The organism is Rubripirellula tenax (genome assembly GCF_007860125.1).
GTDB lineage: Bacteria > Planctomycetota > Planctomycetia > Pirellulales > Pirellulaceae > Rubripirellula > Rubripirellula tenax.
Genome location: NZ_SJPW01000006.1, coordinates 413448 through 439674 on the forward strand (window position 1 = coordinate 413448; position 26227 = coordinate 439674).

Below are 26227 nucleotides of genomic sequence, written 5' to 3' on the forward strand. Positions count from 1 at the left end.
GTTCCGCTTGCAGTGCGCAATAAAAAACGCCACGGCTGCTCGTGGTTCAGCCGTGGCGTCGGGCGACGTGTTACGCCGCCGCTTTTTGGTTGGAACGGTCCGAGACGTTCAACCATTTCGTGATCTTCTTGATGTCCTTTATCCAGGCATCGCTACTTCGACGGTCACAGAAGACGTGGAAGAGACCGTCGACCGTTTCACCCAGCGTTCGGATGGCGTCGATGCGGTCTTCGTCATCGAATTCTTCGTCCTCGTCCAGGTGAATCTTCGCGCCGCTGATGCCGAACGTTTCGGCTTGAAGGGTCAGATCAAACGTGCGTCCGTCGCGAACCAACGTCATCCCCGATTTGCGGGGCAACTTGCCGGAGCGGACGGCTTGCATGGCTTCGGGCAGCTTGACCGGGGCTTCGGACGAAATCGTTTCTTTCCCGGACTCGCCCATCGGGCACTCCAGCGACAAAGTCTTTGCCAACATCAATGTGACTTCCGTCTCATCCGCTAGTGTGATCGTGTCGGATTCATTCTCAAGCGTCCACCACAACCACATCAAAAACTCGTTGCCCAAGAAATCGGGTGCGTTGGAATGTTCATTCGCCCACACGTGGCCGCCCGTCGTTTCGCCATCCAAGAAGCTGATCGGCGACAGTCCATCGATTTCGGCGTAGCGATCGGCTTCAACGGCCCAGTCTTGTGCGATTACACCCGCGCCGAGGCGACGCAGTTCGATTTCGAATGTCCGCTCGAGTAGATCGGTACAATACGCGCTGGAGTTTCCGACCGACCCTCCAAAGTACAGCAGTCCGTTTGCGTAGTCCCAAAGCAGTGGAAACTGTTGCATGCGGCGATACTTGCCAGACGCCGTTTCGACTTCGCAGCGTTGCTCGACGGCCTCTTTCGCTTCTTTGCGTTGTGACTTTGTGGGGACACCCGACGGGCTATCCTTGGCATACCCGGCCAGTTCCATCGACAACCAGGCGGCGCGAATTGCGGCGGGGATTTGGTTTGTATCGATCCGAACGGAAAAGTGAACTGCGTCGTTGATGACGTTCTTGGAAAGATCAAAGGCTTGATCGAAAAGGTGATCACCGGCAAGAAAACCGACGTGGACGTTTTCCGTTGATGAGCTTTCGTTTCGTCCAGCAGCGTTTTGTGTAAAGATCTCGATGTGTTCGTCACCGAATCGGTCAGCTTGAAAACCAGCGACGCTAAACCTTTCAAAACCTAAGCTACCGCGTAGGAATGGCATAGAGGATCCCGAATTGATTGGAAGGGGGGAACAGACGACTGTGTCGTGTCGTTATCGTCGCGATGCCGCAAAGAGTTTGCCGCGAGATTGGCACGATGCACGACACGACCACGTGACAAGATCGGCAAAGATGACCTGCTGAACCAACAACCGCTAGAGTTTGCCCAGGCGGGCAGCCAAACACATCACTTGTTGCGGCGGCCCAGTTCGATCAGATCGTCGATTTCGCTTCCCGGTTGGTTCAGCATTTCGTCGGTGCTTTGCGCGTCGATCTTGCGACAGGTTTCGGTTAGCCGGTCAGCCAGTTCGTCAAGCGGATCTTCCCACGTTTCGACCGTCGATTCGATCGGCGGTATGTTCGCCATCTCATCGAGCAACAGGATCATCCGCAAACAGTGCCGAAACAGAATTCCCTCTTCCTTTTGCAGTTTGCGGGCGGTGACGTATTTGTTGAAGTCGCCGCCGAATTCCATCAACTCACCGACGATCCAAACCGGACGCACGTTCACGTCATGGACTCTTGGGAAATCGTTTCGGAACATGCGAAGAATCTTTTCGCCGATCGTTAACGGCCAAACCTTTTCTTCGAACATCACGCGACCGAAGCCTCGGTCAACGATGTCTTCGTCCTCATCTTTTTTGGCCCCCAGTTCTTCGGACGTGGCCAGCCCGAGCGTCAACAGTTGCCCGTCAAGTCGCGTCGTTGCAAGCGTTCCTGCCGGCATATCGTCATACGACGGCATGCGACAAAACCGTGCGACCGTTCCGGGGACTTCCAACACGCTTTCAAGTGCCGCAATCCGTTCGTTAGGATCAGCGATGGCCAATTGATCGGCCAGGTAGACACCAAACAGGGGATTGATGCTGCGGATATGCACAAGCCGTTCCAGTCGCTCGGTGGGCGTTGCGGAATCCGGTCGATAGTTTTCGACTTCGTAGCCGCGACTTTCAATCAGCTTGGGATCACGATTGTCTTCCTCGGGCTTTGGTTCCGATTTCGGTTCGTCGACTCGCATTTGATCCAGCAATTCGCCAAACAAGCCAGCGGTTTTCGCCGCCTTCTTTTCTTTGTTGGTCGGTGGCGGAGGCGGTAGTTCGGCGGCATGAGGCTTAGGTTCCAATTCGACATAGCCTGCGGACCACAGTGTGATCAGCATTCGATTCAAGTCGCGTTGCCCTTCTTCGATTCCCTTAGGCGTCAGCAAGCGACGACCGATCATGTCGCGGATGGGTTGGACGTTGGGGTCTTTTCCGAAAAGGTAAGCAAGCAAGCGCCATGGCAATCGTCCGCGGCTTTCTAGATTCGCCGAGTCGGCGGATTGCAACTGTTCGAACTGGGCGGCGGTCCAATACGTTTCATCGGTACGCCGTTTGGGCATCTTCTTTTTCAGTTGCTTCTTCGCCTTCATCAATCCCGGATCTTTGGTGTCTTCGGGGATCGAATCATACTTTTCTCGCCAACGATTGATTTTGACGTCGTCCTCATGCGCCAGCGCGTACACGTACCCGACGGCATCAAACTGTGGGCGACCGGCGCGGCCGAAGATCTGTTGTGCGGACGCGATCTCGCAGAGCTTCTTTTTGTCGCGCGGACCTTTCATCAAACTGGGCAACACGACCGAACGGGCAGGCAAGTTGATGCCGGCGGCAAGCGTTTCGGTGCAAACGCAAAACGCTAACAGCTTTCGCTGGAAAAGTTCTTCGACCATGCGGCGATACCTTGGCAACACACCGGCATGGTGAACGCCGACGCCGCGCATCAGAATCTGTTTCAGCTTCGGCCCGGCACCCTCGGACATGTCGGCAGCGTGCAGATAGTCGGCAAGTTCGGCCTGGCGAATTTTATCGATAACAGACTTGCCCTTCAGTAGCTCGGCGGTCGTCCAGCATTGCGAACGGCTGAAACAAAACATCAACGCCGGCGTACGACGATCGATCTCGTCACCGTCGGCGATCTTCTCGCAAAATTCAGGAAGCAATTCGTCGTCGACCCACGAGTACTGCAGCGGAACTTTCCGTTCGGTGCCAACGACCAATTGCAGTCGTCGGTTATGCGCGCGGGTCAGCCACGACGTGAACTCCATCGCGTTGCCGACCGTTGCGGACAACAACAGCGTGCGAATGTGAGCGGGTAGCAAACCGAGGGTCAATTCCCAAACGACGCCTCGCTCGCGATCGTTGAAGGAGTGGAACTCGTCCATGACGACCGACGAGACGTCGGCGAAATCAAACGCTTCGGTATTGAGCAATCGATTCAACAGAATTTCGGCGACCACGACCAACACCGGCGCATCGGGATTGACGCGACGATTGCCCGTGACCAAGCCGACTTGATCGGGCGAGAAGCCCCAGCGGACGGCCGATTCGCGAAGCTCGTCGAGTTTCTGGTCCGTCAACGCGATCAGCGGCGTGGTGTAGTACATCCGTGTGCCGGTTCGCAGCGCCTCGTACACCGCAGCTTCGGCGATCATCGTTTTGCCGGTACCCGTCGGGGCGCATACCAAGACTCCTTGCTCGCCCGTAAAATAGGCTAACATCGCCTCTTCCTGGACCGGATAGGGCGCGTAGGGCAGGACCTCGAAATACTCTGCCGCCAATTCATCGCGGTCGGGCACATCGCTGGTATCGGCGGCTGGGTGCTTGTTCGTCATGCGAAACAACTTACCTTGCCCAGCGATAGGCTGCGACGGGAGCAGCGTTTGTGTGCGATGACTGATCAAGAATGGCGAGAGCGGCGATGAATTTAGCACGGCAACACGCGACACAAATATGGATGGCGGGATTGGATGCGGTTCGCGCCGAGGGCCTGGTTCGGCGTGAGGTCGTTGTCGACGTCGATTCGCTGTTAATCGATGGTCACGAATTTCATCGTAGTGACTTTGATCGAATCATCCTGGTTGGCGGTGGCAAAGCCGGCGCGGCGATGGCCGTGGGTTTGGCCCGCGCCGTCGGTGACTGGTTACCGATCGTGGGATGGATCAACGTGCCCGAAGGGACACAGTGTGATTTGCCGGGCATTCGTGTTCACCCGGCCCGACCGGCGGGAGTGAATGAACCGACGGCCGAAGGTGTCGAGGGCGTGCTTCAGATGTTGCAGTGGGTCCGCAGTGCCGATTCACGTGACCTATGCGTCGCATTGATTTCGGGTGGCGGAAGTGCGTTGATGCCAGCGCCGATCCCGGGCGTGACTTTGTCGGACAAGTTACGGGTGACCCGATTTCTAAGCGCCGCCGGAGCCGACATTACCGAACTGAACACGGTTCGCAAACACTTGAGCATTGTGAAGGGTGGTGGATTGCTGCGTGCCTGTCGTGCGGGTCATCTGGTCACGCTGGTGTTGTCGGATGTGCTTGGCGATTCATTGGACTTGATCGCATCGGGGCCAACGGTCCTGGACATGTCGACCGCCAGGGAAGCGCGGACCGTGCTGGAACGATTTGATCCGAATCGGACGCTTCCGTCGGCGGTCTACGCGGCTCTAGAGGGCCAGGCGGCGAGCACAGCGGATGCGGAAAACAGATGCGCCAAAAACAGTCACAACGGGGTTTGCCCGCATACGACCATCGTGATCGGAAACAATGCGGTGGCGGTTGACGAAGCGGGCGTCTGTGCGGAACGACTCGGCTACAACCACGTGATGCAATCGGCAAGAACGTGCGAAGGAAACGCCGAAGACGTTGGTCGCCACTTGGCATCCATGACGATGCAGATGTTACGTGCTGATCCCGAGGATCATCGTCTTGATTGTTTGATCACCGGGGGCGAACCGGTGGTGAAGTTGGCACCGGTCGAAGTACGCGGTCGGGGTGGACGCAATCAGCAACTGGTGTTGGCGGCGTATCAATGGCTGTGTCAAGAAAACTTATCGTCCGAGCAATGGCAGCGCATCTGCATTTTGTCGGGTGGAACCGACGGCGAAGATGGGCCGACGGACGCGGCCGGCGCCTTCATTGATCAGAAGGTTCACGCCAAGGCCATCGCATTGAAGTTGGACGTCGCTGCGGCGCTTCAGCGGAACGACGCGTACACCTTTTTTGCTGCGGCGGGCGGTCTGTTGACGACCGGCCCAACCGGAACCAACGTTTGCGATGTAAGAGTCGCGCTGGTCACGCGATGATTGTCATGCCACCAAAAGCTAGTTATCGCGAGTACACGTAGAACGGCACATGGACACGCCGCGAAGTGTAGCGGCTCTGCATCATCGGCAAAGCACTCCACTGGGGACGTGAAGGTTCGTAACCGATCCAAGCGTTGTACTCCATCCGCGCCGCCCGCTGGTCGGCTCGCAGAAGTGCCCGTGCTTGACGCAATTCGTTGACACTTGAGAACGACGTTCGTGCGGATTCACTCTTGCCGGGTGACGCGTCCAAGGAATCAAACAGCTTGATTCGGTCGATAGCGTTGTCCGCGGAAAGGTCGCTGGGCGACTTAGCGACATCTTGAGCGATGCCGACACTGGCAAGTGCGAGAGAACCGACGAGAGCGGCGATTGAAAAAATGCGTCGGATTTGCATGACGAATCCAGAGCCCCAAAGAGAGCGATAGAGAGTTCTTGTAGTTGACCAGTGGATGCATCGACGTTTGGGAGTCGCCGATCTGCGGCGAATTCCAAGGTTTGCCCGAGTTCTGGTCCGGGATGGTCGGTGGCGCGTTCTGTGAGGATCTTTCGCGGTTATTCGGGGCCTGACGGATGCGGATTCCGTGCGGGATGCGGGCGGTCGTCGGCCCGTGGGGCGCCGGATTGCCCAAGAATGCCGTCCAGTCGCTAGGACAAATCCGAACCATCAGTTACGATGGCTGCACAGTCCCACCTTTCCTTTCGATGGAGAATTCCTGCCGTGAAATCAGCTCTCGTATTGTTCCAAGCCACTATCGCAGCCTTCCTTTTGACGTTCACGTTCGGCTGCGCTCCGCCGGCGCCGATCCAAGCTGATACGTCGACGGATATTGCACCGGAAACGAGCTCGAACATGACCACCGGCGGTGAAGCTCCCGGCAGCAACATGACCACCGGCGGCGACGCACCCGCAGCCGAAGCACCGGCTGAGTAACTTTCTCTGTCTGGAACGCTTTGAATCGAAGCGAAGCCTTGCGATGTGGAATCACGTCGCGGCTGCTGTGAATGGTCTTAGATTTCGCCGCTGACTGATGTTTCTGCAATTTCTGATTGCAGAAAGCGGCGACAATGGTTGGCCGTGGTCCGTGTTGTGATCACGACCGGCCGTTCGCCTTCCTACTTCTCGATCAGATCCCGCGCGAGGTTCCCAGGCAATGCCTGGGAACCTTTGACTTGAGAACGTTCAATTGGGAACGTTGAATCGGGAACCTAGCCAGTTAAGCGACGGGCTTCTTCATGTAGGCCGTTTCGGCTGCGATATCGCTTCCATCCGGCACTGCGTCGCTGTTGATGTCGAACCATTCTTCTTCGAACTTCAAGTAGCCACCCTTGCCCGCATTGGCATTCTTGAGTGCCACGTTCGTGCCCAATGCGATGACCGCATCCCCCATGGCGACTTCGGGATAGCAGCGGGGATGGTTCTCTTTGTCAGGGTTGCGAATGCAGTAGGCCCAGTGCTCGATTTCTTCGCGATATCCGCGGCTGACGGGCCCCGAATCGGCAGCCTTCGCGATCGGTGCCGCGTAGTCTCCGCTCGCACTGGTATCGAGCGCGTAGCCACCGCCCTTTTTCGACACGCCGACTTTGCTGCTGGTGTCGCTGTCGCGGTAGAGCAGAACGTCGGTTTCCTTGTCTAACACCAAGGTTCCCTTCGTTCCCATCACGACTTCGCCCCAGCCGCCGAACCCGTTGCCGTTGATCGACGAGTACGTCACGACGACTTTCTTGTTCGGGTCATCGGAATAACCGGGGACGGGGCCCGATCGTTCCCACTCTTTCGACTTGTTCAGTGTCGACGCGGGGAAGTTGTCGATGGGGTCGAAATAGCCGACGTCAAAGTTCTTGCTGTACTCTGGGCCAGGGAATTCATACATGCAGTAGACATGGTCACCTACGCTGCGATCTTCCGGCATGATGTGCAATCCGCCGACTGCGTTGACGGTCAATGGATGGACCTTCTTGCCGTCGTCACGAAGCGAACTCAAGAAGATACTGACGGCGTCCAGTTGGTGACTGCCCAGTTCCGCCATCAAGCCGGCCCCGGTTCGGTCGAACAGGCGCCAACGATGCAATTCTTCCATCGCGGTGAAGACCTTGTCACCCATCGTGAAGTCTTCGTATCCGAATCGCTTGGGATCCACTTCTTTATCCGCGTCCCAGGCTTTGAACATCGCCAATTCGGCTTGTAAGGTAGCGATCTCGCCGGGATCCACCGCCGTTTTCAGTCGACCTTCGCGATTGCGGATATCGCCTGCGATCTTATCAAACATCTTTCCGCCGGCGCCCTTTTCGCCACCGGGAAGCGGCATCTTCCAGCTATCGGCGCCCGGCAAATTGCCTCGGTGCCATTGGGCGCGGATGTGGTGGATCTGTCCGAGCAATCCCCAGCGGATCAGGTTGATCGCGTTGTCGTACTTGACGTTGTAGTGGCGTTGGTGACCTGTGGCCAAGTGAATCGGATTGCCGGCCGTATCTTTCAACTCGGCCGCCATCCGCGACATGACCTTGCACTGGGCAACGTTGTGGGCCATCAACTTTTCGGTCAACACGTGTAAGCCACGCTCCATCGCAAGCGCCGCGACGGACGCATGCAACCAAAGCGGCAAGGCAATGATGACAGCTTCGATGTCGGGATCATCCAAGCAGGCCATGATGCCACCGTTTTTACCGTCATACACTTTGACATTGCGACGGGCTTCGGCTTCATCTTTGTAGCCTGCAACGCTGATCAAACCTGGGCGGCGACCGAGCGCCGATGGGCTGGACCAATCGCCGTGAAAGGCGCGGTGTTGCCCGAACGGTCGCATGTCACAGATTGCTTTGACGTCGACGTATTCGGGGTTACAACCACCAATCAATACGTTGCCTTCGTCGCCGGTTCCGATGACCGCGATCCGTACCGGATCATTGACTTTTCCGTAACCGAAATAGGCTGCGCCCAGACCGGCGCCACTGACCGCACCGGCCGCAACGATTCCACGCAGGAAGTCGCGACGGTTGACGTCGTAGTAGCTGCCAACGGCAGAGTAGTAGTTGTGTTCACCAACTTCACGTTGATCGGCAGAGAGTTTATCAACCATGGGAAATACCTGGGATTAAGTAGCTGTATTGAGTTTGTTGTGTGGGGTGCTTGGAACGGACGAACTTCAAGCATCCGGGTCCGGCGCGTGCCAAAATTTTCGAATGATCAGGTGCAAAAAGAAGTCCAGTCCGGCGAACCTGCCGGCGCCCGTTCCCGCCAAGACCAAGCAAGCCATGCTTTCGATCAACTGGTAGTTGCTCGACTGCGGTCCCGTCGATGGCGGATATTGGCTTAGGAATACAGAACCGAGAAAACCAGCGGCGGCCAACGCGGCGACGGGCGTAAAGAGACCAAAAAGTAGGCACAAGCCGACCGCGATGTCGAAGTACGGAATGATCCCGTCAACAACGCTGGTATCGACACGAGCGGTTCGCGGCTTCGCCATTTTGAACATGGGGCGACCCTCGGATTGCTCGGACGTCGCTACGGCATTTTGAGCGATTTCGTAGCCCTCCCAAATCTCGTCGATTTGCTTGAGCGCCGACGACGCCTTGCTCGTCCATTCCTTGCGGATGGTGTCGCGTTGCCCACCTAGACTGGTGACGCCGTCGCGAAGCGTTTTTTCGCGACCCTGGGTTTCCAGAGTGGCGATTCGATCACGACCGAGTTCGTATTCTTCTAACTCGGCCGCATTTTCGTCGATCACCCAATCGTATTGTTCAACCGCCTTGGCATAGTTCACCTGAGCTTGGCGTTTTTGAGCATCGTCGAAGCCGTAGTGGGCACCGACCTGATCGCGAAAGACGGCCCAGTAGTGCAGATTGGCTTGTTTGTTCAGCCGCAGTGCGCCGTCGGCATCCCAAACCATCTTTCGAAATTCGCCTGCCAGCGGACCTTTCGCGTTGGCGAAAAACGGTGCGGCACTCCAATTTCCGGCGTCTCGTTTTTCGACACCTTCGCTGTAAAAGTGCCAGCCGATGGAAATACGAAGTAGCACCAACATCGTGGCAGCGATCAGGCTGAGCAGACGTGGTGAGAGGCCCCAGCCGACGCAAAGACGAAGCGGGAAAAGGAGAAACTTACGCACGAAACGAAAAATCCGGTGCTAGGGGAAATGGAGGGTCGCGACGTCCAAACGCGGGCGTCTGCAATGGAGGCGTGATCGTCGCGAAATGGGGTCAACGTCTGGCGACTCTTCAGCGACGGGCAACCCCTGTGACGAGAGTGCCTGTAAGGGACGCTTTGGGGTCTAGATCGGAGCGTTGCGGGTGGACTCGCAGTGTACACAATCTTCCACCAGATTCGCCACTAAGGTCACGTTTTCGGCGTAAAAGGAACGGCAATCTAGGGCTGCTTGTTCGGACCGGGCAAGAAACTTGGTTTGCGTCGTCAAAACGCCTTCGAAGTTATAAATTATTCAGAGGCCAACTATTCTCTCAAAGCCCGACGCGCCCGATTGGAACGCGACGATTCGGTTTCAAAGCCAGTCAGGGCTCGAAATTTTTCCAGATCAAGGCGTCCAGAATCCGCCGTGGTCGCGAATGGATCGAGCCTCCCTCCTACGCGTGACCGCCGCCGCCCTTGGGGCCGCATCGATTCCGGGGCGTCGTTGCGGTTGCGGCCATTCGATTCGGCGGCCAGGGCAAATTCGCTCGCCGCCGGGTCTGCCGCTTGATTGCGAATGATGTCTGAGGTGCTTAGTCGAAGACTTGATCGGAAGTCCCGCAAACGTCGGCCGACTTCATCCCTCAGGGATTCGTCAAACCAATCGGGCCCCGGATCTGACGATTCGCCGCCTGATTCCGCGATCGCTCCGTCGCCTTTCGAATCCCCATTTTTCGACTCGTGTGGTTCGTTTACCCCGCCCGGTTGGAACTTCCGATCGCCGTAGTCGATCGCGATGTTCGGATTGACTTTGAAAGCGTTTTGGACGGTTGCGGCGTCGACTTTGCAACCATGCATGATCAAACCCTTTAGGGTGGGCGAAGCAGCAGCCAAAGCAATGATTTGCTTTAACTCGGACGGATCGGCGGGACAGTACGAAACGTCCAAAAGTTCGAGTGACTCACCGGCCAAAAGTGACGCCACATCGTCTGCGCGGATGTTCACTTCGCGCAGCCGCAGTGCCGACAGTTGGCGCAGTTCTGCAAGTGCTTCCGCCGCCGGTTGATCCAAAGGAACCCGATTGAGTGACACCGAGCGTAGCGACGGTAGCTCGCTTAACCACGCAATCGTGTCCACGCCGACGCGGCTATCGTCCAGGTTGATTTCCCAAAGCGACCGCATCGACGTCCAACGGGAAGTGACATCGTCATCGATTTCGGCACCCGGAATCACCAGAACCGACAGCCGGCTGAATTCGCCGATGCGGTACAGCAATGACTTGGAAATCGCGGGATACGCGAGTGTCAGCTGATCGAGGTAAGGGCATTCCAAAAGTTCATTCACAATGGAATCGTTCACATGCTTCCCACCCGCGGCGAACCAACGCAAATCTCGTAAACCCGTAACGATCGAATTGGACGGCCAAGGTTCAGCGATGGCTAAACCGCGCAGCGAACGAGCGTCGCGAATCTCAAAGGACTTCATCGGATGCTCGATGCGAAAGGACGCGCCTAAATCCGGTTGTCCCGCCATGCGAAACGAATCAACTTTGCGAAGCGTGCTGACCTCGACACGCGTCAAAGTCTGTTCGCACGAAACGTTGACTTCTTCGAGGTTCTCGCCATTGATTCGAATCGCTTCCAAACGTGGGAATGTTCTTAAGAACCACGACAGATCGTCTCCCCTGATTTCACAACTTCCCAAACCAAATTCAACAATTTCGTTCATCGGCGCGAGTTCGCGGACTTGCTCGATTCTTAATGGGGACTCGATGAATTGCAGTCGACGGATGCCACGGTTCTTCGCCAGACTGGTCAAATCAACTTCATCCAACGGCAACCCAGCAAACACCACCTCGTGCGGTCCATCGCTTTCGCCGACTTGGTCAATCCAGTCTTGGCACCGATCTTTTTCAACGAAATCTGTCAAAGTGTCGCCATACAGTGAAACCAGGTATGAGCCGATTTCAAGACTCTTCAGATTGGTAACGTTCTTGAATGAAAACGATTCCAAGTCCTGCGCGAAACACTGAACTTTGGTCAGACTCGGCATGTCCTCGAGATGCAGTTGGACGTACCAGCCCAATCCAGGAATCCAAATGTTCTGCTCCATCATGAACTGATCCGGCGTAGTCTCGTCGCTGATTTGTTCAAGTAACGGAACGTTTCGCATGTGAAGCCGGTGTTTTTGCAAACGGTCGAGTCTTAACTGCGTCAAGGATGGTAGATCGGCCAAACGGACTTCGAAAACTTCGTCGTTCGCAGCCAGCGTGTTGCGGTGCAGCAGCAGCGTCTCAAGCCGCGGCCAACCCTCGATCTTCAGTGTTCCGCTTGTGCCCTTTGCCGGACGAGACAGCGTCAACCGAATCAATTCGGATGCCCATCCCGGCGTGCCAATGTCAGACGGTGCCAGATTCGTCTGTGAAAGATTGAGCGTGCGTAACCGTTTGATCGAATCAAGTCTTGCGAGCCCTTGGCTGTCCAAATCGGTTCGTGATAGATCGAGTTCAGCCAGCCAAGACAACTGCGTCACCAAATCCAACTTCTCGCTGGACAACGTTTGTCGCGTCATGCCCAGTGCATACAGAAATGGATTGCCCTTCAAGCCGGAAAGGGAAGGGCCGTCCATCGTTCCGCCGAAAAGTTCAAGGTGAACCAAGGTCGGCAACTCGCAAACTCGCCGCGCCAACCCCGATTCCGCGTCGATGCATTGCACTCTACGAATCCGCTGCAGCCAGCCATACAATCCACTGGGCAGTGTGTCGACAAGCGGTTCCGGAACCCAAGCCGACACCAGGCAATTACCACTGAGCGTGATCTCGGTGATCAGTTTCTCGTGATGAACGGTCACCCAACGAAGATAGGCAATCGCCGACGCTGGAATCGTCACGATGAACGCCGCCAAAGCGATATCAAGAACGGCCTTCGTTCGCCGCGAGTTCGCGGACCTCTTGATTCGTCTCGCTCGAAAGATGGCTAACCAGAATACGACTCCCGTAATGCAAATGCCAAGCAGCGTGTTGACCAGCAAGCGAACGCCGGACCAGTATCGCTGCTGTCGCACGTCGTCGGCATCGACGTAGATCCAATACCGCAGCGGCCAACCCGCGATTGTCGGGTTGGTGTGATCCACGCTTCCCAAAATTCCGCTGAATTCCACCATCCCCAACCAATGGGGATTCAGTTCGATATATCGAAAGGGCAGATTCGTGGCAATAAATATCACCGCCACGATCGATGCCAAAACGAGACCGCCGAAAATGCTTTTTCGGTCGGTGCGTGCTGATTCCATCGAAACAAACTTCCCCTAAAAGTTCCAGCAATGGCGGTTGTAAGCGGTCGCCCATCGCCAACGATTAGCTTACCAGACAGTCGCCAGTTGGTGTTTCGACAGATGTCGCGACCACGAGCGCTCGATTGCCAATACGCATCAGGAATCTGCGGGTGTCGAAGAAGCGGCTCGGCTGCGCCGGTACCCGAGCATTGCAAGTGCCATTTGTGATCTGTCGGCTATGATGGAGATTAGAGTTGTGACACCGATTCACGAACGTTCATCCCTTTGCACCTCGACGCTTCAAGGTTTTTTGATATGGCAATTCCTCCATGGACCGTTGACTTGATCCGTCGCGGACTCAGCGACGTGGCACGTAAGGCGAGTCAGCCCGAGACGATCGAGCGGCTAAAGAATCAGGCGGGTGAGATTCTCCAGGATCTGCCCCAAACTGCCGCTCGCGGCATTGACGCGGTGATGCGATCCGCCGAATCGGGTAAAAAGTCTGTCCAACGCTGGACTCGCAAACACACAACCTTGGCGATTCCGATGTTGAACGCGACGGGTGTACTTTGCGATGCATCGGGGACGGGGGTGCCGCTTGACGACTCGATTCTGGAACTCGGATTCGAACTGCTTAGCGGCGACACCGTGACGGACGACGAATTGACTCAAAAACTTCAGCGGCGACTCGACCGGGCGATTCCCGGCGCGGATGAACATTCCGCTTTGGTCGCTCATCAGTTCGATGCCGCCATCGCGGCGATCGCGCTACTTGCAAGCGACGAGCGCCCGGTTGTTCTGCATCGCGGACACGCCATTCGCTTGCCAAGCGGTCGCGCTTTGCCGGCGGTCTTGGCCGACACGACGGCGAACCGAAGGGTCGTGGAAGTCGGCGGAATCAATCGCGTCGACGTTGCTGATTTTGCCGGACTTGCCTCGTGCGTTGTTGTGCTTGCCGATGACGGAAATCGCGGCGTCGAGTTGTTTGATTTCGAAACGTTGGCGGCGAAGTCCTCATCCGCCGGAAAGCAGGATGCCATTCAAGTGGTGGTGTTGCCGGTCGGCACCGTCCGAGAATCGGGGAAAGCGGGACTCCCGTCTGCGGAATCGCTGTTAAACGCCGGTGCTGATCTAGTCGTGGTCGCCGGTGGTCCGCTTGCCAGCGGGCCGCCATGCGGTGTTCTAGTGGGTCGACGGGAATGTATCCAACGCATCCGACACCAAGAGGCGTGGAGGGCTTTGTCGGCGCCAGATTCGGTGACGGCGATGATGACCATGGCGATCGAGACTTCCGCAAACACGAACAACCTGATCGCGACGGCGTTGCCGACTCCGATGGATCGGCTTCTGACAACGGCGGAAGAGAATCTTCACGGTCGCGCGGAACGCTTGTCGACGCGTCTGCTCGGTAACGATCTGATCGCGAAGTGCGAAGTTGGGGCTGCGGAAGCGAAAATCACTGACGACGGTCGATGGAAAATCCCTTCGCGTCAGCTTCGCATTCGCCATCAACATTTATCGGCGCAAGATTGGGTGGATAAGCTAAGAGGCGACGTGCCGGCGGTATTCGCCAACGTCGACGGGGACGACTTGGTTCTGGATCTGCGCTGGATCGCTGCTGCTGACGACGCCAAGTTGGCGGACGCAATTTCTGGCCACGCTGTGGAACGCGATTCTGTGAAACGCGACGCTGCAAGTCAGGTGTCGAGCCAGCAGATGGGAGAAGTTTAACGATCGTGTGGATTGTAGTGATTACTACACCCGGTCGATGTCGATGAATGAACCAGACCTTTCGTCGTTTTTGTGTCCGCATTTCTATTTTGCTTGGAAAGGATGATGAGCAAAAAAGATCCTCAGCCTAGCCGTCGATATCTGGACATGTGGGCACTGCCGGGAATGCACCCCAGCAACGTCGAAATTCTGCAGCAGATGAAGTCGGCGGACACCAACCACTTCACGACGCACATGGACACCGTCGGGACCGTTTCCGAACAGGATCCGAAGACCGGCGATTGGGAAAAGACCCACATGGTGGGCTTGCGCACCGACGTTTGGAAGCTCGACGGCGAAGAACTTGAAGACGCCCTCGGTGTGATGCAAGACCAGCGTCGCCAAGTCTTGAAAAAGGACATCAAGAAGTCCGGTCGACTGAGTGCGAAACAGCAAAAAGAGTTGGATGCACGCTTGGAATCTGACTCGGTGATGACGATGAAGTCGGGCGAGATCGAGAAACGCCGATTGATCCTGAAGCTGTTCAAGACATCGACCGAACGAGTGCGTTGGTGCGGAACAATCGAGCAAGTGACGACGACCGAAGTGCACAATTCGATCGGTTCACGCCGAAACTTATTGACGATGGTCGTCATGTTGCCTCGCAATGACCATGTCACCTATATCCAACAGAACCACCGGACGTTCCGCATTCCGTCTTTGTTTACGTTTGGTTTTTACGACGGGTCGCGAATGCACCACGTCACGATCAAACGTAAATGGGTATCGATCGGCGCGGACTTTGACGTCGAGTGTGACGGAAACTCGATCGGCGAGATCGACGGCCGATTGTTTTCTTTCGGCGCCGACAGCTACGTCGATGTCGATGCTTGCGACCTGAGTGAAAACGTCGGCTTCGTGGACTTGATGACGCTTTTCACCGCTAGCGTCGGTTATCACAAAGCCATGCGAAAGAGTGTCGACCGTCGCGTCAAAGCGGCGCTCAACGGCGAATCGCATTGCCATCTGGTGTGCAACGAAGAACTTAGGTTGTTGCACAACGGACGCGCGGCGGCCTAAGTTGTGGCGGCTTACGTTGTGGCGGCTTACGTTGTGGGGAACGCCATCATAGCGTCGCTTTCGGATACGAACCCAGTACCGTCAAACGCTGGGACTGCGCCGTCAATTCATCGACGGCGGCGATGACTCCTGAGTCGTCGCGATGGCCTGTCAATTCGACGAAAAACAAATACTCGTTGGCGGCATCGGGCGACGGAAACGATTCAATCCAAGTCAAATTCAGTTTGTGGTTTTTGAAGACCTGCATTGCATCGGCCAACGCGCCGGGCTTGTGCGCGACTTGAAACAGAATCGCCGTCTTGTCGACGCCCGTTCGCGGCGGACGCTCTTTGCCGAGCACTGCGAACCGAGTCACATTGTGTCGATTGTCTTCGATGCTGGCATCGATCACATCCAAATCATATTCGCGACCTGCTTCGATGCTGGCCACTGCTGCGACACCGTGCTTCTTCGAAGCCAACTCGGCGGCCGCGGCGCTGCTGCTGATCTCGACCAGCCGCGCCGAAGGCAAATTCTTTGCCAGCCAACCGCGACACTGGGAAAGCGCTTGTGGTTTGCTGTGGACTTCGACAATCTCGTGACGCGGCGTTTTGGAAAGTAGGTTGTGGTGAATGGCCATCACGACTTCGCCACAGATCTGCATCTCGCGCCGAACAAACATGCCCAGCGTATCGACGACGCGACCATCGGTACTGTTTTCGATCGGTACAATTCCCGACGCGACGTCGCCTCTTTCGATCGCATCGAATACCGCCGGAATCGACGAAACGGGGGTCAGTGCCGATGCGTCGCCAAAGTACTTGATGGCGGCGAGGTGGCTGTAACTGTGTTTCGGCCCCAGATACGCGACACGCAGCTCATGAATCGATTGCAAACACAGACTGGCCAAATGCCGCAGCACTTCGGACTTGCCCGACGTCGACAACAAGTCGTCACTCGACGCGTGTTCCGTCGCGAGCGTCCCGATCCGTTGGGCCGACGCAGCAACGCGTCCAACAACGCGGCCCGGATCGGCGGTCTGGTCGCGCATGACTTCACGAACTCGTTTTTCGAACAAGGCCAACAATGTCCGATCGATCTCGTCGATGGACCGGGTGGCCGGCAATGAGGGTTCGGAAGTCGGTTTGTCGCTAGGAATCGTCATGCGGTCGGGCCGAATCGAAAAGTCTGTCAAAATGACACTTGGCCATTTCCAGAAGGAAACGGTCAAATTTATCTACTGCCAAAAAAGTCGCTCAACAGCGGTGTCATCGCCAGAATTGACACTGAAAAGCACTGCAAGGGTAGCTCAAATCCATTTTCGCGGCCACCATCGACCCCGACTGGCACGGGCTTTGCCTAGTTGGGGTTCCAGCGAAAAGCGGTGCCCATTTCGACAGTCGCTGCTAAACCTCAAAAACAAAACACCTCCGTCTGACGACGCGTAGACCCGACACCTTTTCAGGAGATTCACATGGCCCAGGGCGAAAAAATCATCGGCATTGACCTCGGCACGACCAACAGCGTCGTGGCCATCATGGAGGGCAGCGAACCGAAAGTTATTCCCAACGCCGAAGGCAACCGATTGACGCCCAGCGTCGTTGCATTCACCGACAAAAACGAAACCATCGTCGGCGAACCGGCTCGTCGCCAAGCCGTCACCAACCCCAAGCGGACCGTCTACTCGGTCAAGCGTTTCATGGGCCGCCGGCATGCCGAAGTCGAATCCGAAGAGAAGATGGTGCCTTACGGCGTCGTCGGTAATGCGGACGAGTACGTCAAGATCGCGGTCGGTGACACGAACTACACGCCACAGGAAATCAGCGCGAAGGTACTTCGTAAGCTGAAGGAATCGGCCGAATCGTATCTTGGCCACAAGGTTAGCAAGGCCGTCATCACGGTCCCGGCATACTTCAACGACGCCCAACGCCAAGCGACGAAAGACGCCGGGCAAATTGCCGGACTGGAAGTAGCACGGATCATCAACGAGCCGACCGCCGCCGCACTGGCCTACGGTTTGGACAAGAAGAAAGACGAAAAGATCATCGTCTTTGACTTGGGTGGTGGTACGTTCGACGTCTCGGTTTTGGAAGTCGCTGATGCCGGCGATGAAGACCAAGAGAGCCGCGTGTTCCAGGTCATCAGCACCAGTGGCGACGGTCACTTGGGTGGCGACGACTTCGACGAAGCACTGATCCACTACGTTGCCGATACGTTCAAGAAAGACAACGCGATCGATCTGCGCAACGATCCCATGGCTTTGCAACGGCTTCAAGAAGCGTGTGAAAAAGCGAAGAAGGAATTGAGCACGTTGCCCGAGACCGACATCAACTTGCCGTTCATCACGATGGACGCCACAGGTCCAAAACACCTGACGATGAAGATTTCGCGCAGCAAGTTCGAAGAACTGATCGACGATCTGGTCGAGCGGACACGCAAACCAGTCATGCAAGCGCTTTCGGATGCCGGAATGAAGCCTAGCGACATCGACGAGATTGTTTTGGTCGGTGGTAGCACGCGAGTGCCCAAGGTTCGCGAGTTGGTCAAGGCGATTTTCGGCAAGGACCCGCACCAAGGCGTCAACCCAGACGAAGTGGTTGCCGTCGGCGCTGCGATCCAAGCCAGCGTTTTGGCCGGCGATCGCACCGACGTGCTGTTGTTGGACGTGACGCCGTTGACGTTGGGTATCGAAACGGAAGGTGGTGTGATGACCGCTTTGGTCGAACGCAACACAACGATTCCGGTCGAAAAGAAAAACGTGTTCAGTACAGCAGCAGATAGCCAAACTGCAGTGACAGTTCGTGTTTTCCAGGGCGAGCGAAAAATGGCGGTCAGCAACCGATTGCTTGGCGAGTTCAATCTGGAAGGTATCCCCGCCCAACCTCGTGGGGTACCACAAATCGAAGTCAAATTCGACATCGACCAGAACGGTATCCTTGCCGTGTCGGCCAAGGAATTGAAGACCGGCAAAGAGGCGTCTGTTCAAATCAAAGAAGCGGGCGCTCTTAGCGAGGACGAAATCGAACAAATGCGGAAGGACGCGGAAGCCAATGCCGACGATGACCGCAAGACGTTTGAATTGGTCGAAGCGAAGAACAAGGCCAGTCAACAGGTTTATCAGCTCGAAAAGCTGATGAAGGAAAACGACGACAAGCTGAGCGATTCGGACAAAGAACCGATGAACAAGGCCATCGAAAAAGTGAAGACGGCTTCCGAAGCCGATGATGTCGATGCGATCAAGCAAGCGACGGACGAGTTAGACGCTGCTTCGCAAGCGTTCAGCAAAGTGCTGTACGAGAAGTCGGAAGCAGCGGGCGGTGCCGAAGCTGCAGGTGCGACCGCATCGGCGGCCGCTGACAACGATGACGACGCCATCGACGCTGATTTCGAAGTCAAAGAATAGCCACAGCCAAGGCTGTGATTTAATAGAGAAGGCGAGTGTCGCAGGATGCTCGCCTTTTTTTATGCGCCCTCTCGGGATCTGGTGGCGCTTGCGCTGGCGGTTGGGAAAACAGCGAGGTGACGAGGGGAACCGGATAGATTCGGACGGTTGCTAAATCTTTTGCCGGCAAACCCCGTCGCACGGGTACGGTTTTTGCGATGGATGAACATCAAGGAGATACAACTGCCATGACATTTCGATTTGACAAACTGACCACCAAGTCTCAATCCACTGTTGCCGAAGCACAGGCACGCGCCGCGTCGACGGGCAATCCAGAGATCACGACGCTACACATCTTGGCAGCCATGATGGAGGAGTCGGAAGGGATCACTCGCCCGCTGCTGGACAAGATGAAAGTCGATGTTTCCACCCTTTCCGGCACCGTCAAGAGTGAGCTATCGCGATTGCCAGCCGTTTCCGGCGGACGACAACCGGGCATTGCGCCGGAGTTGCAGAAGACGTTCGATGCGGCGGCCGATGCGGCGGCATCTTTGAAGGACGAGTATGTTGCGACCGAGCACCTATTGCTGGCGCTCGCGCGCGTCGAAAGCAAAGCGAATCGGCTACTGAAGCTGGCGGGCGTTTCTGACAACGATGTACTTGCCGCGATGGCAGAAGTGCGCGGATCGGCGCGCGTGACGGACCAGAACGCCGAGTCGACCTACCAAGCGCTCGAAAAATTTGGGATCGACCTGACCTTGCTTGCTTCCCAGGGCAAACTCGATCCTGTGATCGGACGCGACAACGAGATTCGACGCGTGATTCAGGTGCTGTCGCGTCGTACAAAGAACAATCCGGTTCTGATCGGCCAACCGGGCGTCGGTAAGACGGCGATCGCCGAAGGTCTTGCGATTCGCATCTTTGACGGCGACGTTCCGCAGAGCTTGAAAAATAAGAAGGTGATCTCGCTTGATATGGGAGCGCTCGTCGCCGGAGCGAAGTTTCGTGGCGACTTCGAGGAACGATTGAAATCGGTGCTTCGTGAAGTCAAAGACTCTGGCGGACAAGTGATTCTGTTCATCGACGAATTGCATTTGGTCGTCGGGACGGGCAAGACAGAGGGATCGCCCGATGCTGCCAACTTGTTGAAGCCGGAATTGGCTCGCGGTACGCTCCGTTGTATCGGGGCGACCACGCTGGACGAGTATCGCCAGAATATCGAGAAAGACGCCGCGCTCGAGCGGCGTTTCCAACCCGTCTACGTTGGTGAGCCGACGGCGGACGATACCGTCGCGATCTTGCGAGGATTGAAGTCGCGGTACGAGTCGCACCATGGCGTTCGCATCACCGATAGCGCGATAGTGGCCGCGGCGAACTTATCCAATCGCTACATCGCGGACCGGTTCTTGCCCGACAAGGCAATCGACTTGATCGATGAAGCGGCCAGTCGCTTGGCGATGGAAAAGGAAAGCGTGCCCGAACCGATCGATCGCATCCAACGACGATTGCGGCAATTGGAACTCGCCCATCGCCAATTGGTCGACGAACAGGAAGAATCCGCCGTCGCCAAGAGAACGGAAATCGAACAGGAGATGGAATCGCTCGGTCGCGAGTTGGCGAATTTGCGAGAGCAATGGGAGGCTGAAAAGCTGGGTCTGGACGATGTTCAATCGATCCGTCAGGAAGCCGAATCGTTAAAACACAAGTTCGCCAAATTGGACGTCGAAGCGAAGCAGAAGCAGTTGGGCGGCGAGAGTCCGGAAACGATCTACCAAGAAATGTTGGCGACGCGTGCGAAACAAACTCAGCTCGAGGCAAGACTCGAGGAAATCGAAGCGCACGAGACCTCGCCGGCGGACGACGTCAATGCCGACAAACGACGACTGCTAAGACGCGACGTCACCGAAGACGAAATCGCCGAAGTCGTCAGTGCTTGGACGGGCGTTCCGGTCAGCCGCATGTTGGAAACCGAGCGAGCGAAATTGTTGGTGATGGAAGAACGCTTGCACGGCCGAGTGGTCGGACAAGATGAAGCCGTCGCAGCAGTTTCCGATGCCGTGCGCCGCAGTCGCAGCGGTCTGCAGGACCCCAGTCGTCCGATCGGTTCGTTTTTATTCCTGGGACCAACCGGCGTCGGAAAGACGGAACTTTGCAAGGCACTTGCGCAAGTCATGTTTGATGACGAATCGGCAATGGTGCGGATCGACATGAGCGAGTTCATGGAACGACACAGCGTGTCGCGGTTGATCGGTGCGCCACCCGGATACGTGGGCTATGAAGAGGGTGGCAAATTGACCGAAGCCGTCCGTCGTCGACCGTACGGCGTGTTGTTGCTGGACGAGATGGAGAAGGCCCATCCGGACGTCTTCAATATTTTGTTACAGGTCTTGGACGATGGTCGGCTGACCGACGGTCATGGACGCACGGTCGATTTTACCAACACGGTTGTCGTGATGACCAGCAACGCGGGCAGCCAAGTCATCCAACAAGTCACCGAACAAGGTGGCGGCGAGGATGAAATGCGCGCGGCGGTCAACGAATCGTTAAGAGCGAGGTTCTTGCCCGAGTTCCTGAACCGAATCGACGACATCGTCATCTTTCATCCGCTGCGCAAAAATGAGATCCGAACAATCGTTGGCTTGCAATTGGAACGTCTGGCTGCTCGCGTCAAAGCGAACGGTCTTGTGATCGAAGTCACCGAGGCGGCGATCAGCGAGATCGCGGCGGTGGGTTACGACCCGACGTACGGTGCCAGACCGTTGAAGCGAGTGATTCAACGCGAGATCGAAAACCCGTTGGCGACGTCGCTGCTGAAGAACTCGTATCCGGAAGGCTCGACTGTGACGATCGACTTTGTCGACGGTCAGTACACGTTCGCCGGTGCTGCGAAATTTTAGCGTTGGCAAACGGAATGGAATACGTTTACTTCTTCGTCTGGATCATCGTTGGGGCACGCCCCGGGATGATCCGGACTTCGATGTCATCAAGACTCTTTTTGCGAAGTTCGTCTTCGTTTTCATCTTCGATGTCTTCGAGTTTCCGGTCCTTCAACCTGTCGGCTTCTTTGGCACGGGAGTCCTTTGTCGACGAGTCGTCTGCGGCGTCGCTGTCTCCGTCCTCGTCGTCCATCCCGGGATCCAGATCCGAGTCACCTGATCTTTCGGTTTCTAGCCTTCGGATTATCTCATCGGGCTGATCGGGACCCTCACGATCGATCAGCGAAGCCAGTTTGGCGCCGCCGGGATCGAAGACGCTGCCGACTCGCCCTTTTTCTCGCTCGGTTCGCTGCCACGCGCCACCGTAGGCCGGGTAGGCGAGATCTTCACAGTCGGCGCAAATACGACATCCGCCCGCCGGAATCGCCGCCAACAGCACCAGGGCTGTCAACGACAACTGGATCCACTTCGATGGCGAATCGACAGAACGGCCAGATTGGAGGTTTATCATCATGACAACTCGGGCGTTTCCAAACGCGTCAACAAAAACGACGCCCACACTGGGGACATCGGTTTGTATCGGTAAAATGGACCGCACCGATGAGTCAAACTTTGCCGGCTAGGCAATTGGTGCGTATCAGACGGCGGAGGCTCGAATCGGAACGATTTCGGCGTTTTTCTGCAAAAAGTCTCAAGTCGCCCTTCCGCATACCGGCCGCCAAATGGCATGAATGGTGCAAGGCCGCACGGATGGCAGCCTTCTTATCTTTCGAACGCGGAATATGGAGTTTCCCAGCGTGACCGATCTATCCCAAATCACCTCCATGATGGATGCTATCTTGCTGCCGTTGATGGGTTGCGTGACGCTGATGTTTGCAAAACTCTGTCATGGTGAAACGGCTCGTTGGGCGGAGCGCCAATTTTTTGCTGCGTTGGTGGTCATTACGATCGTGACGTTGCGGACAGTGATCCTCTGCGACGACTCGTGGCTCCTTCACACGGCAACCCTGGGCACTATGACCGTCGGCGCGCTGGTGATTCCCGGATACGATTCATCGCTCGCCGCATAGCCAGCCGAATCGCCGAAGACCTGAACATCGATGCACGACTCTGACCCCGCTTCCCACCCCTCCGTCGAGATTGTGCCCGTCGATCGCGTTTGCGGTCGCATTCGCCCGCCGGGCAGCAAGAGTCTGACAAATCGAGCCCTGATCTGTGCCGCGTTTGCCGATGGTGATTCCGTCATCACGGGCGCACTGCGAAGCGAAGACACGGAAGTCATGATCGAGGCGATTCGGTCGATCGGTGTGGTCGTCGAAGCATCCGATGGCGGTCGCCATTTGAATGTCTCGACATCCGGCCGGATCGCGCGCACCGACGAAATTCCAATCGAGATGTTCATCGCCAACAGCGGTACGACGATCCGATTTCTGACGGCTGCACTGTCGGCGTTCGGCGGGAACTATCGGCTGCACGGCGTCCAACGCATGCACCAACGCCCGATCGGTGACTTGGTCGATGCGATCGCGATGGTCATTGACGGAGATATTTCCGCAACGTCACCCAGCGGTTGCCCGCCCGTCGTGATGTCATCGCGAGGGTGGCAATCGGATTCGATGTCCGTCGCCGGCGCAGTCAGCAGCCAATATTTGAGCGGCTTGATGATGGCCGCGCCGATTCGCAGCACCGCGAACTCGAACCTTACAACTCGCATCAACGTTGTCGGTGAATTGGTCTCGCGTCCCTACGTCGACATGACGGCGGAGGTCATGCGTTCATTTGGCAGTGTTGTCGGCGTGATCGATGACGCCAGTGGAACTCAGGTTGCCGTGGACATTGGCAGCGCCGGTTACATCGGCGGCGATCATTCGATCGAACCCGATGCTTCGGCGGCGAGCTATTTTTGGGCGGCCGCAGCGATCACGGGTGGGGAAGTCACGGTCGAAGGCCTGAATCGCAGTGCGATGCAAGGCGATGTCGGTTTTGTCGACGTGCTCGAAAAAATGGGATGCGAAGTTCGGCACACCGACGATTCGATCACCGTTGTCGGGCGACCACTTAGCGGTGTCGACGTCGATATGAACGTGATCAGCGATACGGTGCAAACTTTGTCGATGGTCGCATTGTTCGCCGAAGGCCCGACGCGCGTCCGCGGCGTGGCACACAATCGATTCAAAGAAACCGATCGCATCGGCGACTTGGCTTGCGAGATCCGGAAACTGGGTGCAAGGGTCGACGAACACGACGACGGGCTGACGATTCACCCGGCTGCCCATTTGCATCCCGCAACTTTGGAAACTTATCACGACCACCGAATGGCGATGAGTTTTTCGCTGGTCGGGCTGAGACTTCCGGGTGTCAAGATTCTCAATCCAGCGTGCACGTCAAAAACGTACCCCGAATACTTCGCCGATTTGGAACGCTTGATCGGCCATGCACACCGTTGGCATACCGCGTCGTCATAGCTCTGATGCCTGTGACGTCGGCGACGTAGCCGGACTTGTTAGAGTTCCGGCTGTCTGGGCGAAGGGCGACCGACATTCGGTCGCTTAACTTTAAACAGTGTTCGCTTCCCAGATCAGTTGATCCGCTTGAAGCTGCGGTATTGAAGCGCCAACAAGATCACCGCACCGATGGTTGACCCGATCCAGCCGCTGGATTGAATGGGTGATCCGCCGACCAGGAAGAACCCGATCAGTCCGCCGATGAACGATCCGGCGATTCCCAGAAACAGAGTCTGGATCAAACTCATCGGCTGCTCGCCAGGCAATATCTTTCGCGCGAGCATTCCGATGATCAATCCGAAAATGATCCAACCTATGATCCAGAACATCGTGCAATCTCGTAGGGGGGCGCGGCAAGTGACAGTCGTTCCGATAGACAACGGGTGAAGATGCACTATTCGTGCCACATCCGCCGAAATTGGCAACCCACGAAAAAACCCGCGTTTCGGACGTGATGTCAGAAACCCGGGTTTTTCGAAAATAGCGACGAGTGGACTTGAACCACCGACCCCAGCCTTATGAAGACCGTGCTCTAACCAACTGAGCTACGTCGCCGTGAGGGCGAGAGTATGCCAAAAAATGAAAACCCCGCCAAGCCCTCCCCAAGCCCACAAAAACATGGGTCCCATGTGCATCAAGAATGCATGTTTGCCGCTCGGTGCGTGTTTTCTTGGACATCGAGTAGCAATTTGATGACTTCGGATGCCGCCATCAGCGTCGTACCGACCACCGCGCCGCTGAGGATTACCGATATAGCCGTCATCCCGGCAACGAGCAAAGCTTGGCCTCCATTGGGGATGGCCAATCCCAAAACCGCGAGCGCGATGATCACGGACCCAGCCATCCACAAGTACGCACAGATACGATAAAGCTTGCGGATCAAATCCAACATCGGATAGGTCCGCGATTCTGCAGTGACTTCACCGCTTCGCGACGGACGGTGACGTTCGGCTGCCATTTGCGACGTCACCTTGCTCGAATGCTTCGCCGCGTCGAGTTCGAAAGCCGGCGAATCGCTGACGGGCGCGTCTTCGTTTGCAGATGGCGAGACATCGATGGGCGCTTCGTCTGCCAACTCGACGGGTGTCTCGACCCGTTTCTTTACCGCTGGCGAATCGAGAACCAGGTCGTCGGATTCGGAGACAGACTTGGATTTCTTCGCGGGCTGAAACTGTATCGGTCCCAGTTCGTCGGCGTCGAAGCGTCTCGGTTCTCGCGACCTTGTCGACCTGGAATCCTTGCGTTGTTTGCGCCCAGTGTCCATGCTTGGTTCGGCAGGCTGCCTCGAACTGGGACGCTGCGAACTGGGACGCTGCGAACTAGGACCCTGCGAACTAGGACGGTGCGAAGTAGGACGCGATTCTGGTTCCGTATCGAGATTCACAACCGCCTTGCCAGGAGACAAAGAAATTTTTGGCAACACCGGAGCGGCGGTCACTTTGTTCGCGTCGGCGTCTGCGGGCGATCTTGGTGTCGATGATGACCGTCTTGACTCTCGGTCAATCGTTTCAAATGAAGGCGCGGTTGGCCCAAACGGTGAACCACCACCGGACTTCAAAAAGGAAAAAGGATCCTTGAATTCGCCCTCGGCCGACTTGCGAATCGGAGCGTTTTTCGGTTTCGGTTCGGACGAATCCGTCGAATCGTTCGCGGGCATGGGAATGCGAATCACGGCGCCGCAATCGGGGCAGCGGACTTTCTTGCCCGCGGACGACGCCTTCACTCGGATCGCTTTCCCGCAATCGCATGCTGTGCTGATGACGCCATCTACCATGTATTGTTAAACCTGTCCGCGTCTCACGATGCCGAAAACTGATCCCCCTCATCCCTCTCGCCGCCCCTGGACATCATGACTGTCAGGCCAGCGCGTATCA

General features: G+C 56.5%; 19 protein-coding genes and 1 tRNA gene. 9 read left to right on the forward strand and 11 right to left on the reverse strand.

Annotation, left to right across the window (positions count from 1 at the left end; genetic code table 11):
• Positions 1-70: 70 nt before the first annotated feature.
• Together Poly51_RS22415 and Poly51_RS22420 are read right to left on the reverse strand one after the other, a co-directional pair.
• Positions 71-1246 carry a hypothetical protein gene (locus Poly51_RS22415; RefSeq protein WP_146460301.1) on the reverse strand — a complete coding sequence of 392 codons (1176 nt, stop codon included), beginning with the start codon at positions 1244-1246 and terminating at the stop codon, positions 71-73.
• 185 nt (positions 1247-1431) lie between these two features.
• Complete coding sequence (locus tag Poly51_RS22420) at positions 1432-3897, reverse strand: DUF3516 domain-containing protein (RefSeq protein WP_146460303.1); 2466 nt, start codon at positions 3895-3897, stop codon at positions 1432-1434.
• 86 nt (positions 3898-3983) lie between these two features.
• Between Poly51_RS22420 and Poly51_RS22425 the strand changes: the two genes are divergently transcribed.
• Entirely contained in the window at positions 3984-5363 is a 1380-nt protein-coding gene (locus Poly51_RS22425) for a glycerate kinase type-2 family protein (RefSeq protein WP_146460305.1), read from the forward strand.
• A 22-nt stretch (positions 5364-5385) separates the two neighbouring features.
• Here the strand turns inward: Poly51_RS22425 and Poly51_RS22430 are convergent, their stop codons facing one another.
• Positions 5386-5760 carry a hypothetical protein gene (locus Poly51_RS22430; protein ID WP_146460307.1) on the reverse strand — a complete coding sequence of 125 codons (375 nt, stop codon included), beginning with the start codon at positions 5758-5760 and terminating at the stop codon, positions 5386-5388.
• Between the two features lie 324 nt (positions 5761-6084).
• Between Poly51_RS22430 and Poly51_RS22435 the strand changes: the two genes are divergently transcribed.
• On the forward strand, positions 6085-6297 hold the full coding sequence (locus Poly51_RS22435; RefSeq protein WP_146460309.1) for a hypothetical protein: 213 nt from the start codon (positions 6085-6087) through the stop codon (positions 6295-6297).
• Between the two features lie 283 nt (positions 6298-6580).
• Here Poly51_RS22435 and Poly51_RS22440 read toward each other — a convergent pair whose 3' ends face one another.
• The 3 genes from Poly51_RS22440 to Poly51_RS22450 form a co-directional block, all read right to left on the reverse strand.
• Positions 6581-8443, reverse strand: a complete 1863-nt coding sequence (locus tag Poly51_RS22440) for a Gfo/Idh/MocA family protein (RefSeq protein WP_146460311.1) — start codon at positions 8441-8443, stop codon at positions 6581-6583.
• A gap of 66 nt (positions 8444-8509) precedes the next feature.
• The gene (locus Poly51_RS22445) at positions 8510-9472 is read right to left on the reverse strand and encodes a DoxX family protein (RefSeq protein WP_146460314.1); all 963 of its coding nucleotides are present in this window, start codon (positions 9470-9472) and stop codon (positions 8510-8512) included.
• Between the two features lie 341 nt (positions 9473-9813).
• Positions 9814-12780 carry a hypothetical protein gene (locus Poly51_RS22450; protein ID WP_146460316.1) on the reverse strand — a complete coding sequence of 989 codons (2967 nt, stop codon included), beginning with the start codon at positions 12778-12780 and terminating at the stop codon, positions 9814-9816.
• A 297-nt stretch (positions 12781-13077) separates the two neighbouring features.
• Here Poly51_RS22450 and Poly51_RS22455 point away from each other — a divergent pair, with 297 nt between their 5' ends.
• Both Poly51_RS22455 and Poly51_RS22460 read left to right on the forward strand, forming a co-directional pair.
• Positions 13078-14493 carry a hypothetical protein gene (locus Poly51_RS22455; protein WP_146460318.1) on the forward strand — a complete coding sequence of 472 codons (1416 nt, stop codon included), beginning with the start codon at positions 13078-13080 and terminating at the stop codon, positions 14491-14493.
• Positions 14494-14598: 105 nt separating this feature from the next.
• The gene (locus tag Poly51_RS22460; RefSeq protein ID WP_146460320.1) at positions 14599-15552 is read left to right on the forward strand and encodes a hypothetical protein; all 954 of its coding nucleotides are present in this window, start codon (positions 14599-14601) and stop codon (positions 15550-15552) included.
• Between the two features lie 46 nt (positions 15553-15598).
• Here Poly51_RS22460 and pheA read toward each other — a convergent pair whose 3' ends face one another.
• Positions 15599-16696 carry a prephenate dehydratase gene (gene pheA / locus Poly51_RS22465; RefSeq protein ID WP_146460322.1) on the reverse strand — a complete coding sequence of 366 codons (1098 nt, stop codon included), beginning with the start codon at positions 16694-16696 and terminating at the stop codon, positions 15599-15601.
• Between the two features lie 309 nt (positions 16697-17005).
• On the opposite strand from pheA, the gene dnaK reads away from it, so the two are divergent.
• A complete protein-coding gene (gene dnaK / locus Poly51_RS22470) occupies positions 17006-18934 on the forward strand; it encodes a molecular chaperone DnaK (protein WP_146460325.1) in 1929 nt (642 codons plus the stop codon).
• A gap of 227 nt (positions 18935-19161) precedes the next feature.
• On the forward strand, positions 19162-21810 hold the full coding sequence (gene clpB / locus Poly51_RS22475; protein WP_146460327.1) for an ATP-dependent chaperone ClpB: 2649 nt from the start codon (positions 19162-19164) through the stop codon (positions 21808-21810).
• Between the two features lie 25 nt (positions 21811-21835).
• On the opposite strand, the gene Poly51_RS22480 is transcribed toward clpB, so the two are convergent.
• A complete protein-coding gene (locus Poly51_RS22480) occupies positions 21836-22363 on the reverse strand; it encodes a hypothetical protein (protein WP_146460328.1) in 528 nt (175 codons plus the stop codon).
• A gap of 283 nt (positions 22364-22646) precedes the next feature.
• Here Poly51_RS22480 and Poly51_RS22485 point away from each other — a divergent pair, with 283 nt between their 5' ends.
• Together Poly51_RS22485 and aroA are read left to right on the forward strand one after the other, a co-directional pair.
• Complete coding sequence (locus Poly51_RS22485) at positions 22647-22919, forward strand: hypothetical protein (protein WP_246114690.1); 273 nt, start codon at positions 22647-22649, stop codon at positions 22917-22919.
• 30 nt (positions 22920-22949) lie between these two features.
• A complete protein-coding gene (gene aroA / locus Poly51_RS22490; protein WP_146460330.1) occupies positions 22950-24314 on the forward strand; it encodes a 3-phosphoshikimate 1-carboxyvinyltransferase in 1365 nt (454 codons plus the stop codon).
• Positions 24315-24427: 113 nt separating this feature from the next.
• On the opposite strand, the gene Poly51_RS22495 is transcribed toward aroA, so the two are convergent.
• The 3 genes from Poly51_RS22495 to Poly51_RS22505 form a co-directional block, all read right to left on the reverse strand.
• A complete protein-coding gene (locus Poly51_RS22495) occupies positions 24428-24682 on the reverse strand; it encodes a GlsB/YeaQ/YmgE family stress response membrane protein (protein ID WP_146460332.1) in 255 nt (84 codons plus the stop codon).
• Between the two features lie 152 nt (positions 24683-24834).
• A tRNA-Met gene (locus Poly51_RS22500) sits at positions 24835-24908 on the reverse strand.
• Positions 24909-24987: 79 nt separating this feature from the next.
• Positions 24988-25617 carry an SdpI family protein gene (locus tag Poly51_RS22505; RefSeq protein WP_146460333.1) on the reverse strand — a complete coding sequence of 210 codons (630 nt, stop codon included), beginning with the start codon at positions 25615-25617 and terminating at the stop codon, positions 24988-24990.
• Positions 25618-25744: 127 nt separating this feature from the next.
• On the opposite strand from Poly51_RS22505, the gene Poly51_RS22510 reads away from it, so the two are divergent.
• On the forward strand, positions 25745-26137 hold the full coding sequence (locus Poly51_RS22510; RefSeq protein ID WP_146460336.1) for a hypothetical protein: 393 nt from the start codon (positions 25745-25747) through the stop codon (positions 26135-26137).
• Positions 26138-26227 lie beyond the last annotated feature (90 nt).

Bases quoted from the DNA above. Each gene is read 5' to 3' on its own strand.
- Poly51_RS22415 (WP_146460301.1), bottom strand. From the start codon at position 1,246: ATGCCATTCCTACGCGGTAGCTTAGGTTTTGAAAGGTTTAGCGTCGCT.
- Poly51_RS22420 (WP_146460303.1), bottom strand. From the start codon at position 3,897: ATGACGAACAAGCACCCAGCCGCCGATACCAGCGATGTGCCCGACCGC.
- Poly51_RS22425 (WP_146460305.1), top strand. From the start codon at position 3,984: ATGAATTTAGCACGGCAACACGCGACACAAATATGGATGGCGGGATTG.
- Poly51_RS22430 (WP_146460307.1), bottom strand. From the start codon at position 5,760: ATGCAAATCCGACGCATTTTTTCAATCGCCGCTCTCGTCGGTTCTCTC.
- Poly51_RS22440 (WP_146460311.1), bottom strand. From the start codon at position 8,443: ATGGTTGATAAACTCTCTGCCGATCAACGTGAAGTTGGTGAACACAAC.
- Poly51_RS22450 (WP_146460316.1), bottom strand. From the start codon at position 12,780: ATGGAATCAGCACGCACCGACCGAAAAAGCATTTTCGGCGGTCTCGTT.
- Poly51_RS22455 (WP_146460318.1), top strand. From the start codon at position 13,078: ATGGCAATTCCTCCATGGACCGTTGACTTGATCCGTCGCGGACTCAGC.
- Poly51_RS22460 (WP_146460320.1), top strand. From the start codon at position 14,599: ATGAGCAAAAAAGATCCTCAGCCTAGCCGTCGATATCTGGACATGTGG.
- pheA (WP_146460322.1), bottom strand. From the start codon at position 16,696: ATGACGATTCCTAGCGACAAACCGACTTCCGAACCCTCATTGCCGGCC.
- dnaK (WP_146460325.1), top strand. From the start codon at position 17,006: ATGGCCCAGGGCGAAAAAATCATCGGCATTGACCTCGGCACGACCAAC.
- clpB (WP_146460327.1), top strand. From the start codon at position 19,162: ATGACATTTCGATTTGACAAACTGACCACCAAGTCTCAATCCACTGTT.
- Poly51_RS22480 (WP_146460328.1), bottom strand. From the start codon at position 22,363: ATGATGATAAACCTCCAATCTGGCCGTTCTGTCGATTCGCCATCGAAG.
- aroA (WP_146460330.1), top strand. From the start codon at position 22,950: ATGCACGACTCTGACCCCGCTTCCCACCCCTCCGTCGAGATTGTGCCC.
- Poly51_RS22495 (WP_146460332.1), bottom strand. From the start codon at position 24,682: ATGTTCTGGATCATAGGTTGGATCATTTTCGGATTGATCATCGGAATG.
- Poly51_RS22505 (WP_146460333.1), bottom strand. From the start codon at position 25,617: ATGGACACTGGGCGCAAACAACGCAAGGATTCCAGGTCGACAAGGTCG.